Raw genomic sequence first — 13,452 nt, 5'->3', positions numbered from 1 at the left:
ATACTATCATTCTTCCAGGAAAACGGGTTTCTTTATGCATTCATTTTTGGATATTTATGAGTTTTGCAACACCCTCAGTTAAATTAGAAGATGATTTATTAATTACAGGTTGTGAGTGATGAGAGATGTGTAGAAATAACTACACATCTTTTTTTGTTTCCTATATTACAAAAAGCACATTGTTTTTTCACAAATCTCACACAACCTTTTGGTATTCTTTTCGTGGAGTATACGGTTTCTAGGGAGGAATATTGATGAAAGTAAAATATGTCGTACTTGCTATATGTTTATGTTTCGTATTTACGGTAGTCGGGTGTGGGAAAAAGGAAACAGCAGCTGTTGCCATTGATGAGAAACATGATAAATGTGATATTTGCCAAATTGGGGTAACAGATAATCAATTTGCAACAGAAATTATTTTAGAAAATGGAAAAGCGTTAAAGTTTGATGATATCGGTTGTATGTATAAATGGATGGAGATCAACTCAGATGAAAAGACGAAAGAGAAATTTGTCCGAGATTATGATTCGAAAGATTGGATTTCGTTAGAAGACGCTACTTACGTATATGATAAAACAATAACGACACCGATGGCTTATAATGTCATTTCATTTAAAAATAAAAAAGATGCAGAGAGCTTTGTATCTAACTATAAGGGGAAAGTTCTTTCGTATAAAGAGCTAGCAGAGCATAAATGGGAAATGAATAAAGAGATGATGGGGAAACCGAAAGCAGGAAATCATGGTGGACATCATTAATAGAAAAAGACAACTATGTAGTTGTCTTTTTCTATTATTACTCAGGTGCAAATATAGAAAAGGTGTAAAATTTTTAGCAGAACGGTTACAATGGAATATAGTAACCTAAAGCAATCATTTATGTACTTTTTAGAAATATATACAAATGCGGTAAAAACGTGTTAAACTAATTGCTTCATAATGTTAATGATGGGGCCATCAGGCGTATCATTTCAATAGGTTGAGAAACATAGTATAAGCTTAAGATAATCCGATTAAAGAAGGAATCTAAAGGGCTTATGGATAAATGTACTCAAGAAGAGTTATTGTATGTGATGGAGGAATGGTTAAGAAAACATTATCTTTCATAGGAGCTGTAGTTGTGAGAAAACAAAAAATTTTATTATGTATTTTATTAGGACTTTTAATGACGGTAGTGGCTTGCGATAAGCAAGAAGAACCAGAATCGAAACCGGTTCATGTGAAAAATGAAAAGAAAAAAGAGAAGCATAAAGAACAGGAAGAATCTAAAGAAGAGAAAAGTATAAATTTAATGGACAAACAGTTGTTACTTTCAGCTACTCTTGGAGACACAGAGACAGCTATGAAGTTGATTCAGGATGGAGCGAATATAAACGTAGAAGGTGACAACGGAGAAACGCCTGTCCTTGCAGCGACGTACCAAAATCATGTAGAGACAGTTAAAGCATTAATTGGTGCAGGTGCTAATATTGAAATTAAAGATGAGAAAAAAAGTAATCCACTTCTTTATGCAAGTAGAGAAGGATATACGGATATTGTAAAAGTATTAATTAATGCAGGAGTTAATACGAAAGAAACGACTAGGTCAGGTGGGACAGCACTTATTTCTGCATCTGAACGTGGCCATGTAGAGGTTGTTAAAGAATTATTAGAGCATACAGATATTGATGTGAATTATAAAAATGAACGTGGTGGAACAGCGCTATTAGAAGCAATTGTATTAGGAAATGGTAGTGAAAACCATAAGAAAGTAATTCAATTGCTTATTGATCACGGTGCAGATGTAAACATGGCTAACAAGGAACATCTGACGCCACTGCAATACGCTGAAAAAAGAGGTTTTAAAGATATTGTAAATATGTTGAGGTTAGCTGGAGCGAATGAAGTAGTACAGCCACAACAACCAGTAGAGTAAAAAACGAAAAATAATCCCATTTAGATAGACAGAATGAAGAAATCAGTTAGTATGATGGATTCAGTAATGTGTATTTAAATGGGATTTTTATTTTGAACATGAAAAATAGATTATGAATGGATGGTAAATGGAGTAAATAAGGAGGATAAAAATGAGGCTCTCAAAACTTGATTTAATAGTAATTCAGGCAGAGGTTTTATTTGTTCATAATCGAGTAGGAAAAATGAAATATGTAAATGAACAAGGAAATCCGAAAGCACCACGTTTTTTTCTTGGCAGAACTCGTGAAGGGAGTATAACGAGATATCATTGTAATGTGGATGATGAAACGGTAAGTAAGATTGAGAAGTTAATTCGAGAACCTTCAAAGCATATAGAGATAGCAAAGATTATTAATATATTAAATGAAGAAAGAACAGTGGAAAATATTTGGATGGGTCCTGCTTTCATGTTTCATAGTAATTTACATAAGCCGACTAGAACAATACAAATAACTGAGAAGAATAGAGAGCTTTTGCGAGAAAATTTTCCTAATCTAATAGAACAGATGGAATGGAGGAAACCTTATTTTGCAATTGTAAAAAATGAAAAGGTAGTTTCTGTTTGTTGCAGTGCCAGAAGTACGCCCGTAGCTGCTGAGGCAAGTGTGGAAACTTTAGCGGAATTTCAAGGGAATGGATATGGTACTGATGTTGTTACAGCCTGGGCCTTATCAATACAAGAGGAAAAGCGCATTCCACTTTATAGTACTGCTTGGGATAATTTTGCTTCGCAAGCAGTGGCAAGCAAACTAAAACTTATTAACTATGGAATGAATTTACATATTGATTGAATTTTAAGTATTGTTTCGTTCTATTTGTTTGTATTTAAATATATACATTAATGTAAATGGTGATATGGTGAATATTAACATTCGGTTAACACCTAATTAACAATCTATCAAAACTGACTTAATAAATGCGTAATATAGTAAAGGTAACAAAATAACTAGGGTAGAGAACATTTGAGAACACCCACTTACATATAATGTGCCACTTTCTTAGGTGTGCTCTATTCCCTAGAGTTCAAATAAGGAGAAAGGCGTTCTATGTAAGTAGGTGTTTTTAGTTTGGATAAAAATAGAACAGTTAGGTGGAATAAATGTTTAAAGAACCTTATATTGCGATGATAAAGGATTGGAAAGGATACAAGGCATACAAAAAATTGCCGAAAACAGTTTTTCTTATGACTGGTTCAATGCTGGAATTACCAGAGCGTGTATATGAATTGCAGAAACATGGACATGATGTATTTCTTCATTGTGATTTTATACAAGGTTTAAATACGAATACAGAGGAAGCGCTTTTGTATATTCAAGATGTTATCGGGGCACAAGGTATTATTTCAACAAAGGGTTCGACAATTCGAAATGCTAATAAAATTGGATTGAAAACAATTCAACGTATTTTTATTGTAGATACTTTATCTCTTACTAAATCAATTGAAAATTGTAAAACGACTAGACCAAATGCAGTAGAGATTATGCCGGGGATTATGCCTTCTATAATTAAACAGCTAGTAGAGGAAATAGAGTTTCCTATTATTGCAGGCGGGTTGATTCAAACGCGAGAAGTTGCGGAAATTGCAATTCGTGCAGGAGCAAGTGCGATTTCAACAAGTCATTATGAAGTATGGATACATGAAGAAAAAAGGAGTGCAACTTTGTGATTGAATTGAAAAATGTTTCAAAGGTATATAAAAATGCAGAAGAGACAGCGGTTAAAGGCGTATCGGTTCATATTAAGAAGGGCGAATTTTTTGTTTTAGTTGGACCTTCGGGATGCGGGAAAAGCACATTATTACGAATGATCGCTGGCTTAGAAGAGATTTCTTCGGGAGATTTAATTATTAATGAACGTGTTGCAAATGATCTAGAGCCGAAAGACCGTAATCTATCAATGGTATTTCAAAATTATGCATTATATCCACACTTATCTGTAGAAGAAAATATTTTATTTGGACTTAAGGTAAGAAAAGTACAAAAAGAAGAGCGACAAAAGCGACTAATGGAAGCTATTGAAATGGTAGGACTGAAAGAGTATGTGAAAATGAAACCAGGTCAATTATCAGGCGGACAAAGACAGCGTGTTGCGCTTGCTAGGGCGATCGTGAGTCAAGCACCAATCTGTTTAATGGATGAACCACTTTCGAATTTAGATGCGAAATTACGTGCGCAAATGAGAATTGAAATTAGAGAAATTCAGCAGCGATTAGGAATTACGATGATTTACGTTACCCACGATCAAATAGAAGCGATGACTATGGGAGATCGTATCATGGTTTTAAATAAAGGAAGTATACAGCAAGTTGGAACACCACTTGACATATATAACGAACCAGCAAACGAATTTGTTGCAAGCTTTATAGGTTCTCCTTCTATGAATATAAATGATGGAGAAGTGGATAAAGAAAAAGGTGTATTACATATAGGGAAATTGCAAATTCCATTATCTATTGGACAGTTAAAGCAATTACCAGAAGGAATAATTCGTATAGGCATGCGTCCTGAGCATATTGCACTGTCTGAGGAAGGACAAGAAGTGACGCTGCAATCTGTAGAAGTATTAGGGAATGAATCTATATTAAACTTTGCGGTAAATGGAACAACTTGGAGTGCGAAAGTCATCGGACAGTTACTCTTGAACAAAGGTGACAAAGTAAAATTATTATTCTCACAAGAAAAGTTATGCTTCTTTAACGAAAACACGAATGAACGCTTAAAAGTGGTAGCTGAAGAAGAGTTGAAAGTGGTGGCGAAATAATGATCGAAGTAAGTAAGTTACCAGTTCAAACAAAGGTGTCAAAAAAGAAAAAAATATGGGGGAGAACGAAAGATTTAAGAATAGGATTATTGTTTTTGGCGCCATCTATTTTGCTATTTTCGATTTTTCTGTTCTATCCATTGTTTAGGACGATTTACTATAGTTTTTATTTAACCGATATACATGGAGAAGCTAATCTTTTCGTTGGCTTAGAAAATTATCAATATTTATTCTCTGATCCAGCCTTCTACAAAAGTATAAAATCAACTTTACTATTTGTTTTATATACAGTGCCTACAAGTATTATATTTGCTTTGTTTCTTGCATTGATTGCAAATGGAAAGGTAAGAGGTATTGGGTTATTCCGAGTTCTGTTTTCTTCGACGATGGGAATTTCAGTAGCTGCTAGTGCAGTGATTTGGCTATTTTTATTTCATCCAAGTGTAGGATTATTTAATAATATATTAGCCGCTATGAATCTTCCTGCAATCGCATGGTTAACGAGCCCGGACTGGGCACTATTCTCTGTATCAGTTACAACAGTTTGGGTGAATACAGGGTTTGCATTTTTAGTTATATTAGGTGGTTTACAAAATATCGATACGTCTTTATATGAGAGTGCATCTATAGATGGTGCTAGTTATTTATATAAGCTTCGCCGTGTTACATTACCGATGCTATCGCCAACTTTATTCTTTATTGTAACAGTAACGTTTATTAGTGCGTTCCAAAGCTTTGGACAAATTGATATTTTAACGCACGGTGGACCGAATGATGCAACGAATTTAATTGTGTACTCGATTTACAAAGAGGCGTTTGTGAATCATCAATTTGGAACAGCAAGTGCACAAGCGATGGTATTATTTGTTTTCATTTTCATTGCTACATTACTTCAATTTAAGTTTGCTGAGAGAAAGGTGCATTATAAATGATTGTTAAACAGTGGAAGCAAAATTTCCTATTATACATGCTGCTCATAATTAGTGCAGTAATGGTATTTTTTCCTGTACTGTATGCGTTTTTAATAAGCTTTATGACACCAGACGATATTCAAATGAGAAGGTTATTTCCAACTCAATTTACTTTTGATAATTTCATTAATATTTTTCAAAAAGTACCACTTTTTACATACTTATATAACAGTTTAATTGTATCGACAGTCGTTATGATTGGACAACTTATCGTATCAAGCTTAGCGGCGTATGCTTTTGTTTTTCTTCAATTTAAAGGGAGAAACTTAATTTTCTTCCTGTTTATTTCAACGATGCTTATTCCGTGGGAAGCAACGATGGTACCTAACTTTTTAACGATTCAAAACTTTGGCTGGATCAATAGTTTCGCTGGGATGACAGTGCCGTTTTTTGCAACAGCTTTCGGTATTTTCTTGTTACGTCAACATTTTATGACACTCCCGAATGAACTGAAAGAAGCTGCTTTTATTGAAGGGATTGGAAATATAAGATTTTTATTCAGCGTTGTAATACCGTATTGTAAAACGAGTTTTATTACGCTTGGAGTATATAGCTTTTTAACAACATGGAATATGTATTTATGGCCACTTTTAGTGACCACTGATGAAAAAGTAAGAACAGTGCAAATCGGTGTAAAGCAGCTTCAGTCTCAAGAAGTTGCAACTGATTGGGGAAGCGTAATGGCCGGTGTTACGGTTATCGTCACCATAGGGCCAGTAATTACAAGGGTTTAAATGTAAGTGGTCACAATTTGGTATGATTATATCAAATCTTTCTCCATAAATGCAACCACTTCCACTTGTTTTGATGGATATAAATGACTATAAGTATTTAACGTCGTTGCTACATCTGAATGACCTAGACGTTGAGCTACAACAAGCGGGCTAACACCCTTATTTATTAAATAAGATGCATGTGAATGTCTGAATTCATGTAATAAAATTCTTTTAACACCAGCATTGATTATATACTTGTTGTATTTCATATCTAAGGTGGAAGTTGCAATGCTATTATAAAATTCACCAAATACAACGTAATCATTCTTTATGGGAGCTTTTACAGTTGATTGCTCTTTTAATAGTTTTAATAAATCTATAATTAGAGATGGTAACATGATAGTTCGATTGGATGCTTTTGTTTTTGGTTGTGTAATTTGTCTATTATAATCTGTTTTATTAATGTTAATAGCTTTTTCCTCAAAATTAATATCTTCCCAAGTTAGAGCTAACAGTTCACCCTTTCTAGCACCACTGTAATAAAGCGTTGAAAAAAAAGCTTTGTACAGAGGGTCATCTACAACGCTTATAAATTTCTTAAACTCTTCAAACTCCCAAAAGTTCATTCTTTTATTTGATTCAACCTCGAAGTTTCCAGCAATTCGTGCAGGATTACTTGTTACACCATGGAACTTTATTGCAAAATTAAATATTGCTGAAAGTACAGTGTGAATTTTTTTTAAGTATTCAGCTGAATATTTATTAATAATTTTATTCTGATAATTCATCACATGTTTTGGAGTAATTTGCTCCATTTTTAGTTTGCCAAATTCCTTTACTAGGTGGTTATAAATAGCGTATTTTATTACATGTATGGAAGACTGTTTTCTCCTTTGACAATACCAATCAAAATAGCTATCAGCAACTTGAGTAAATGTTAAACTAGAGTTCGTCTCTTTTTCAACCAACATTTTTGCTTCGGCTTCACGTGCTTCTTTTTTTGTTTTAAACCCACGACGCTTTACTTGTTTTTGCGTGCCATCAAACTGACGGACTCTAACAACGAAAAAATATGTTCCTCGCTCTTTATCTTTGTAGACCACCATAGGAATTCCTCCTGTATATATAAAGATTGATAATTCAATTTATGGAGTAGATTATAACTTGTTTGTTACCAAAAGAAAAGGCTCCCAACATAAATTGAGAGCCTTTTCTTTGACTTTAACCACTTTAATTTTAATAACATATTACCTACATGAAAATAAAATTGCCGTTTAAAACAGTATAGCATATTTAAATCCGAAAAAACTCAAAAAATAAAATTCCCCACTAGGATTAGTGGAGAGATTGGTTAGGGACACCAATCAGGATGATACAAGCAAGGATAAAATCGTACTACCATAATGATTGAGGGACATATATTGAGAAAATTCGACATTTATTTTTTATGATATTATAATGTGCTTTTCAATTGGTTGGTTTCTACCTTGATTTGAGTAGAAAATAATAAAAAATGAACTTCTATTCATTATTTGTGTGAAATATTTGAAACAGAAGTCGAATAATTTCAACATTTTTCTTAGAAGTTATATTGAGAAATATATTTGATGATGGAATAGAATATGTGTTTGTGCTAAAATTGGCCTTGGATACAGTATACGGGTTTCTATCAAATCAATAGACAGAATAGTCCTAAAAAACAAAAAATAAAGCATAAAAACTCGCAGAGCGTATGTAAGAGGTGCTCCTACCAAAGCCCCTCACATCGTTCATCCTACTACCTTAGGACAAACACTTGCATCATACGAGTTCCTCCTTAGTGTAACAGACATTCATCATTCGTAGTGCAGTTTAGAGGCTGAGAAAATAGGATGGTGGATTTTTATGTATTTGAGGGGGGAGGAATTGGATGAAGGTAAAATTGAGACAAATGAATGAATCACTAAAAGAAAAGGGGTTTACTAATCGCCAATTAGCTAAACGCTTTGGTATAAGTCATACGACTATTAATAACTATTTTTCAAATGCATCAAGTTTTGATTTTATGCATTTTGTGTGTTCCCTTCGATTATACGAACCTAAAGGGTTAAATGTGCGTAAAGAATTTGTGAGAGGAATGATTCCTGAGTTAACACCAAGGAACAAGCTGTTGGCTTTAGATGTTTTAGATATGTGTGGAGAGTATGAATTACAGGAATTAATTATAGAGGATATTAGAGCACTTGATAATAAATCAGATATCACAAATACCCTTCAAAAATTAGTGCCATTATATGAACAATTTCGTTGGAGAAGTGAGGAAAGTGTAACAGACGATCATTTCTTTGAGAATGTCAAGAAAATTTTGCAGGGAGAAAAAGGCGATGTTTGCGAATTTAATGTAATATCTGATTTTGCAATGATCTATGCTTTTTTAGGGTTTAAAAATTATAAAATGATGGAAAAGTATATACAAAAATTAATTCCAGAGATAAGCAAAATCAGCAGTAAGACATTGCAGGTTTCATTCAATATTAAAGTGAAAGAAATGCAAATCTTTACTGCCCTTCATGGGAACGAAGTTGAGAGAGCAAGAGAACTGTGTTTTGATATAATAAATGACCCTAATAATCCATATGATAGTACTAAAGCAGTTGCGTATTGTAAACTTGCAGAAAGCTATGCACTTACAGATTATTTCATGGCTAAAATGTATATAGATAAAGCCATTGAGGTATTGGGTGAATGTGGTAGTAAAAAGCTCAAAATTAGAAAAAAGAAGATTTTAAATACACTGTTATTCATAAAAATATATCATAATGTCGATTTGCACACTATAAACCCAGAAGATATCAAAGATTTGGCTGAGCGCGCTTTTTTGTATATTAAACTGGGAAAGATAGATAAAGCCATTGCGCTATTAAAGGAGCTAGAACAGAAAAATGGGTATCAAAGTAGTTTCCAATTATATTACATGGGGTTAGCTACTGGAAAGAAAGAATATTTTATTCAGTCCATAAAGAGTTTTTATAAAGCTCAGGACTATTTCTATGTTCAGTTACCTGAACTTGCGATGGCATGCTATAATATTAGTAAAGGGGTGTAATGGTATATGTGGAGAAAGGTGTTAAAATTTATAGTGGCAGGTGCAATGTTCTTTGGGGTATCTTCTGCCTTTGTAGGTTATAATATTAATACTGACAAGAGAGAGATAAAAGCGCAATATGTCGATCCGGGGCCTGGTGGCGGATGAGTAAATTTATAGTAGAATAAAATAAGAAGATTAAATAATGACACTTTCCTATTATGGGGAAGTGTCATTATTAATTTATAGGGATTGGAAAGGTAAAGTAATAAATTAGTAGAAACTTTCCACCTATTATTTACCATTTATAAGGAGGGTGTTATATGAATAACATTGGGGGATGCGAAATGAAAAAAGAGGAAATCATTAAATTCTTTTTGGATACTGTTACAGAATTTGAACCTGAAAAATTAGAAGAATACATAGCGGAGATTAAAAAAAATAGCCATTCCTCATAAAAGGGGGCTATTTTTCTACTTTATTATGATGTTTATTGAGGGCTTGAGCTATTGCAAGCATCTGTTCTAAAGCCATTTCCTCTTTTTCTTTAGGCAGGGGTGCCAACCATTCCATGATTTCTTGGAATTTTTCTAATTTGTCATTTTGTATAGGGAAATCTTTTTCAATGCTTCCATAAATATAATCGGCTGGAACTTGAAAACGTTTGATTATTTTTTCGATGGTTTCTCTACTAGGAAAAGCTTTTCCACTTTCAAATTTTGAAACAGTACCTTTTGTTAAATCAACTTCTTTTCCGAATTGTTCTTGACTCATTTTGTTATCTATACGAATTTGTTTAAGACGATCTTTCATGTGCATAAAATGGCTCCCTTTCAGTAATCTTTATTAATGTTCATTTTACCATAAGGTTTCTTAATAAGAAACTTAAAAAGAGAAAAGTTGCATTCATTGAATTTTTTTATGAAAAAGACTTGAAGTTGCATTGTTTGAAACATATAATGTATTTATAAGCATCATAAAGGAGAGTTTTTATGAGAAATAAATTAAAACAAACAGAACTTCAAAAAGCATTTCAGGCTTCGGGCTTAAAATATCACGAATTAGCCCAAATAATTGGTGTCTCTAAATCTCATTGCTATAAGATAATTAATTGGGACATGCGTATTTACTATGATACGGCTGTGAAAATTGCGAATGCTCTAGGGGAAGAACCATCATTGATATTTCAGAGGTAGCAAAAAAATTTGGAAATTATGTTGCAAACAATGAAACCTAAGTTTGATTGTAAAAAATAACTTGCAATTAAGAGATTGCACAAATCAATACGTTATGAGGAGCGATACCCATGCACAAAAATCTATACATCGCCAGAAAAGAGCAGCGTATGACACAAGAGAAAGCAGCAAATTTGATTCGCATTGCACCTAGAACATATTTTGCTAAAGAACACGGTAAAAGTGACTTCACCCTAAAAGAAGCTCAAAAACTAGCAAAATACTTCAAAACAACAGTGGACGAGCTGTTTGAGAAATAGAGGGAGGGAAAACAAGTGAAAAATGGTAAACGACCAACGAAGCGAGAGAAAATGCATATGAATTCGTACAGCTTAAATCCTGAAAACTGGTTGATTTATAAAAAAGCAGATGGACGACTACATTTGGTTCATCGGCATACGAACTCAAGACGAGTCATTCCGAGTGCGTAGGGTGTGTGAAAAAGAAAAAGGACTCTAGCGGAATGCTAGAGCCGTCAACATGGAATGTGAGTATTCTATACGATCGTATTATAACATAACTTTTCTAAACCTATATAGATAAATAATATGCAATTATGCATAAAGCATAAGAAAAAAGCCCTATAAAGGGCTTTCCGATACCATTTACTGGGTGGTTAATGAGAATACGGTATTTATGCAATAGAATACAAATTAAATGAGTGTCAAAGTATTCTATTTATTTTTAAAATATCATGAATCAATCTTAAAGAATACTGGTAAATGTGTCCATTGCTACTGCATGTAAAGAAGAGGAGAAACCAACATGACCAAATCAGTTCTAACAAAAGACTTACAAAAGAAACAAATACTCGATGAATTCTTAAACCATTGCGAACAAAAACAAGTAGAAGCACTCAAAAAGAATGATTCCTATCAGTATTGTATCTGGATTAAAGAAGCCCGATTAGCCCGAAGGGAATTGGCAGCACTCTATCGTGCGAAAGAAAAGCATGAGGAGGAACGTAAACGTATAAAAGGAATTGTTCAACGATTGAAAAGTATCGGTGTGAATGCGGATGTTGTGGAGAGGGTGCATTATATTACGCTTTCTGAGGAGGTTAGCTGAATGCTAGAGAACCCCAATACCATAGGCAACCCACACAATTCACCACGAAAAGATTTCGAACGCTATTGTAGCGATTGTGACGGTGAATTGTATTTCGGTATGACGTATTACGTGTTTGAAGGTAGTCTCATTTGCGAGGAATGTAATGAGAAATTTTTAGAGAGACATGGTACGCGTTTTGTGGCAGGAGAATAAAAAAAGAACTCACGGGAATGAGTTCTCAAAAAATTTAAGGTGAAGCCAGTATAACACAGAGAGCGGGTGAAAGAAACATGCAAGCGAAAGTATTGGCAAATACATTACATATGGATCGTAAGGCTTGGTTAGAAGCACGGAAGCAAGGATTAGGTGGTTCTGATGTGGCAGCCATTGCTGGATTAAGTAAATGGAAGTCGCAAGTACAGGTGTTTCTTGAGAAAACACAAGCTATCGAGCAAGAGGACGTACAAAGTGAAGCTGCGTATTTCGGGAATGTATTAGAAGAAGTCGTCGCCCAGGAGTTTGCTAAACGTACGGGTTTAAAAGTACAACGTCGAAATGCCATCTTACAACACCCTGAGTACCCTTGGATGCTTGCAAACGTGGACAGGCTCATTGTGGGAGAACGATTAGGTCTTGAATGTAAATCAGCTTCAGAATATTTGAAAAAGGAGTGGGAAGGCGAAGAAATACCTGTTGCTTATCTTCTCCAGTGTCAGCACTATATGGCGGTTACAGGCTATGAAGCATGGTGGATTGCCGTATTAATTGGTGGCAACAAATTCGTGTACAAAAAGATCGAGCGGGATGAGGATATAATCCAGTATCTTATCAATATGGAACGGGACTTTTGGCTGAATCACGTCGAAAAGGATGAACCGCCTATGTTTGACGGTTCAGAGGCATCTACACAACTACTGAAGCAAATGTATCCGGAATCTATCGAAGATAGCTCTATCAGTTTAGGAAAGCAAGAAGAGCTACTCATTGAAGCGAGGGACCAAGTAGATAGGGAAATGAAGGTGCTACAAGAACAAAAGGCAGAGTATGAGAACAAGCTGAAAGCGAAACTAGGTTCTCATGAGAAAGGGACAACGGAGAATTACACCATTCATTGGAAGGCCTATAAGAGTAATCGTTTTGATAGCAAACGATTCAAAACAGACCATCCTGATTTATATAAAGAATATGTAAATGAAACTATATCAAGAAAATTTTTAGTGAAATAAAAATAGGGAGTGGGTTACATATGGCTACAAATGAAAAGTTGAAAAACCAGTTAACAAATCGAAAAGAAAGTGCGCCAGTTACACCGGAACAAACAGTAGAAGCTTACATGAAGAAAATGGCACCCAGAATGGCGGAAGTATTACCGAAGCATATGGATATGAACCGTATGAGTCGCATTGCCTTAACAACAATCAGGACGAATCCAAAGCTCTTAGAATGTGCGGTTCCTTCTCTTATGGGAGCTGTCATGCAAGCCGTACAGCTAGGATTGGAACCAGGATTATTAGGGCACTGTTATATCTTACCGTATAAGCGAGAAGCCACATTTATCATTGGGTATAAGGGGATGATTGACCTCGCAAGACGGTCTGGTCATATTCAAAGTATTTATGCCCACGCTGTACATGAAAATGACGAATTCGAGTATGAGTTGGGGCTGCATCCTAAATTGGAGCATAAGCCATCACATGGAGA

General features: G+C 34.5%; 19 protein-coding genes. 17 read left to right on the top strand and 2 right to left on the bottom strand.

Annotated elements, in window-relative coordinates; genetic code table 11:
* Positions 1–254: 254 nt before the first annotated feature.
* From ACQRBL_RS02860 to ACQRBL_RS02830, 7 genes are all read left to right on the top strand, one after another.
* Positions 255–758: a nitrous oxide reductase accessory protein NosL gene (locus ACQRBL_RS02860; RefSeq protein ID WP_000865665.1), complete on the top strand. Its 504-nt coding sequence runs from the start codon at positions 255–257 to the stop codon at positions 756–758.
* Between the two features lie 286 nt (positions 759–1,044).
* Positions 1,045–1,914, top strand: coding sequence for an ankyrin repeat domain-containing protein (locus ACQRBL_RS02855; protein WP_000287335.1), 870 nt, complete (start codon positions 1,045–1,047; stop codon positions 1,912–1,914).
* A 151-nt stretch (positions 1,915–2,065) separates the two neighbouring features.
* The gene (locus ACQRBL_RS02850) at positions 2,066–2,746 is read left to right on the top strand and encodes a GNAT family N-acetyltransferase (RefSeq protein ID WP_001239779.1); all 681 of its coding nucleotides are present in this window, start codon (positions 2,066–2,068) and stop codon (positions 2,744–2,746) included.
* Between the two features lie 308 nt (positions 2,747–3,054).
* Positions 3,055–3,621, top strand: a complete 567-nt coding sequence (locus tag ACQRBL_RS02845) for a glycerol-3-phosphate responsive antiterminator (RefSeq protein ID WP_000472004.1) — start codon at positions 3,055–3,057, stop codon at positions 3,619–3,621.
* Positions 3,618–4,715, top strand: coding sequence for an ABC transporter ATP-binding protein (locus tag ACQRBL_RS02840; protein ID WP_000571382.1), 1,098 nt, complete (start codon positions 3,618–3,620; stop codon positions 4,713–4,715). The genes ACQRBL_RS02845 and ACQRBL_RS02840 overlap by 4 nt, the downstream gene beginning before the upstream one ends.
* Entirely contained in the window at positions 4,715–5,647 is a 933-nt protein-coding gene (locus ACQRBL_RS02835) for a carbohydrate ABC transporter permease (RefSeq protein ID WP_411996759.1), read from the top strand. Before ACQRBL_RS02840 ends, ACQRBL_RS02835 begins: the two co-directional genes overlap by 1 nt.
* Positions 5,644–6,420: a carbohydrate ABC transporter permease gene (locus ACQRBL_RS02830; protein ID WP_208743280.1), complete on the top strand. Its 777-nt coding sequence runs from the start codon at positions 5,644–5,646 to the stop codon at positions 6,418–6,420. The genes ACQRBL_RS02835 and ACQRBL_RS02830 overlap by 4 nt, the downstream gene beginning before the upstream one ends.
* A 26-nt stretch (positions 6,421–6,446) precedes the next feature.
* On the opposite strand, the gene ACQRBL_RS02825 is transcribed toward ACQRBL_RS02830, so the two are convergent.
* Positions 6,447–7,508 carry a tyrosine-type recombinase/integrase gene (locus ACQRBL_RS02825; RefSeq protein ID WP_411996732.1) on the bottom strand — a complete coding sequence of 354 codons (1,062 nt, stop codon included), beginning with the start codon at positions 7,506–7,508 and terminating at the stop codon, positions 6,447–6,449.
* 803 nt (positions 7,509–8,311) lie between these two features.
* Here ACQRBL_RS02825 and ACQRBL_RS02820 point away from each other — a divergent pair.
* The 3 genes from ACQRBL_RS02820 to ACQRBL_RS02810 all read left to right on the top strand — a co-directional run bounded on the left by ACQRBL_RS02820 (position 8,312) and on the right by ACQRBL_RS02810 (position 9,924).
* Entirely contained in the window at positions 8,312–9,487 is a 1,176-nt protein-coding gene (locus ACQRBL_RS02820; protein WP_411996731.1) for an AimR family lysis-lysogeny pheromone receptor, read from the top strand.
* A gap of 6 nt (positions 9,488–9,493) precedes the next feature.
* Positions 9,494–9,634, top strand: coding sequence for a hypothetical protein (locus ACQRBL_RS02815; RefSeq protein WP_006928466.1), 141 nt, complete (start codon positions 9,494–9,496; stop codon positions 9,632–9,634).
* 155 nt (positions 9,635–9,789) lie between these two features.
* Positions 9,790–9,924: a hypothetical protein gene (locus ACQRBL_RS02810; RefSeq protein WP_006928467.1), complete on the top strand. Its 135-nt coding sequence runs from the start codon at positions 9,790–9,792 to the stop codon at positions 9,922–9,924.
* A gap of 7 nt (positions 9,925–9,931) precedes the next feature.
* Here the strand turns inward: ACQRBL_RS02810 and ACQRBL_RS02805 are convergent, their stop codons facing one another.
* Positions 9,932–10,285, bottom strand: a complete 354-nt coding sequence (locus ACQRBL_RS02805; protein ID WP_006928469.1) for a helix-turn-helix domain-containing protein — start codon at positions 10,283–10,285, stop codon at positions 9,932–9,934.
* A 173-nt stretch (positions 10,286–10,458) separates the two neighbouring features.
* On the opposite strand from ACQRBL_RS02805, the gene ACQRBL_RS02800 reads away from it, so the two are divergent.
* From ACQRBL_RS02800 to ACQRBL_RS02770, 7 genes are all read left to right on the top strand, one after another.
* A complete protein-coding gene (locus tag ACQRBL_RS02800; protein WP_411996730.1) occupies positions 10,459–10,662 on the top strand; it encodes a helix-turn-helix domain-containing protein in 204 nt (67 codons plus the stop codon).
* Between the two features lie 110 nt (positions 10,663–10,772).
* On the top strand, positions 10,773–10,961 hold the full coding sequence (locus ACQRBL_RS02795) for a helix-turn-helix transcriptional regulator (RefSeq protein ID WP_065481613.1): 189 nt from the start codon (positions 10,773–10,775) through the stop codon (positions 10,959–10,961).
* 15 nt (positions 10,962–10,976) lie between these two features.
* Positions 10,977–11,132, top strand: a complete 156-nt coding sequence (locus ACQRBL_RS02790) for a DUF6906 family protein (protein WP_197230376.1) — start codon at positions 10,977–10,979, stop codon at positions 11,130–11,132.
* A 334-nt stretch (positions 11,133–11,466) separates the two neighbouring features.
* Positions 11,467–11,769, top strand: a complete 303-nt coding sequence (locus ACQRBL_RS02785; RefSeq protein WP_411996729.1) for a hypothetical protein — start codon at positions 11,467–11,469, stop codon at positions 11,767–11,769.
* Positions 11,770–11,964 (top strand): hypothetical protein, encoded by a 195-nt coding sequence (locus ACQRBL_RS02780; RefSeq protein ID WP_134207694.1) that lies wholly within the window; start codon positions 11,770–11,772, stop codon positions 11,962–11,964.
* A 77-nt stretch (positions 11,965–12,041) separates the two neighbouring features.
* The gene (locus tag ACQRBL_RS02775) at positions 12,042–12,977 is read left to right on the top strand and encodes a YqaJ viral recombinase family protein (RefSeq protein WP_197270405.1); all 936 of its coding nucleotides are present in this window, start codon (positions 12,042–12,044) and stop codon (positions 12,975–12,977) included.
* A 20-nt stretch (positions 12,978–12,997) separates the two neighbouring features.
* Positions 12,998–13,452 (top strand): recombinase RecT (locus ACQRBL_RS02770; RefSeq protein ID WP_427733853.1); only part of this gene is annotated, 455 nt, incomplete at its 3' end.

The organism is Bacillus sp. AF62, from assembly GCF_050312695.1.
Lineage (GTDB): Bacteria > Bacillota > Bacilli > Bacillales > Bacillaceae_G > Bacillus_A > Bacillus_A cereus.
Note: the sequence above shows the minus strand (reverse complement) of the source record. Positions and strands in the feature narration are given on the sequence as shown.

Excerpts from the sequence above, each read along its gene's own strand:
- ACQRBL_RS02860 (WP_000865665.1), top strand. The coding sequence starts at position 255 with ATGAAAGTAAAATATGTCGTACTTGCTATATGTTTATGTTTCGTATTT.
- ACQRBL_RS02855 (WP_000287335.1), top strand. The coding sequence starts at position 1,045 with ATGTACTCAAGAAGAGTTATTGTATGTGATGGAGGAATGGTTAAGAAA.
- ACQRBL_RS02850 (WP_001239779.1), top strand. The coding sequence starts at position 2,066 with ATGAGGCTCTCAAAACTTGATTTAATAGTAATTCAGGCAGAGGTTTTA.
- ACQRBL_RS02845 (WP_000472004.1), top strand. The coding sequence starts at position 3,055 with ATGTTTAAAGAACCTTATATTGCGATGATAAAGGATTGGAAAGGATAC.
- ACQRBL_RS02835 (WP_411996759.1), top strand. The coding sequence starts at position 4,715 with ATGATCGAAGTAAGTAAGTTACCAGTTCAAACAAAGGTGTCAAAAAAG.
- ACQRBL_RS02830 (WP_208743280.1), top strand. The coding sequence starts at position 5,644 with ATGATTGTTAAACAGTGGAAGCAAAATTTCCTATTATACATGCTGCTC.
- ACQRBL_RS02825 (WP_411996732.1), bottom strand. The coding sequence starts at position 7,508 with ATGGTGGTCTACAAAGATAAAGAGCGAGGAACATATTTTTTCGTTGTT.
- ACQRBL_RS02820 (WP_411996731.1), top strand. The coding sequence starts at position 8,312 with ATGAAGGTAAAATTGAGACAAATGAATGAATCACTAAAAGAAAAGGGG.
- ACQRBL_RS02815 (WP_006928466.1), top strand. The coding sequence starts at position 9,494 with ATGTGGAGAAAGGTGTTAAAATTTATAGTGGCAGGTGCAATGTTCTTT.
- ACQRBL_RS02810 (WP_006928467.1), top strand. The coding sequence starts at position 9,790 with ATGAATAACATTGGGGGATGCGAAATGAAAAAAGAGGAAATCATTAAA.
- ACQRBL_RS02805 (WP_006928469.1), bottom strand. The coding sequence starts at position 10,285 with ATGCACATGAAAGATCGTCTTAAACAAATTCGTATAGATAACAAAATG.
- ACQRBL_RS02800 (WP_411996730.1), top strand. The coding sequence starts at position 10,459 with ATGAGAAATAAATTAAAACAAACAGAACTTCAAAAAGCATTTCAGGCT.
- ACQRBL_RS02795 (WP_065481613.1), top strand. The coding sequence starts at position 10,773 with ATGCACAAAAATCTATACATCGCCAGAAAAGAGCAGCGTATGACACAA.
- ACQRBL_RS02785 (WP_411996729.1), top strand. The coding sequence starts at position 11,467 with ATGACCAAATCAGTTCTAACAAAAGACTTACAAAAGAAACAAATACTC.
- ACQRBL_RS02780 (WP_134207694.1), top strand. The coding sequence starts at position 11,770 with ATGCTAGAGAACCCCAATACCATAGGCAACCCACACAATTCACCACGA.
- ACQRBL_RS02775 (WP_197270405.1), top strand. The coding sequence starts at position 12,042 with ATGCAAGCGAAAGTATTGGCAAATACATTACATATGGATCGTAAGGCT.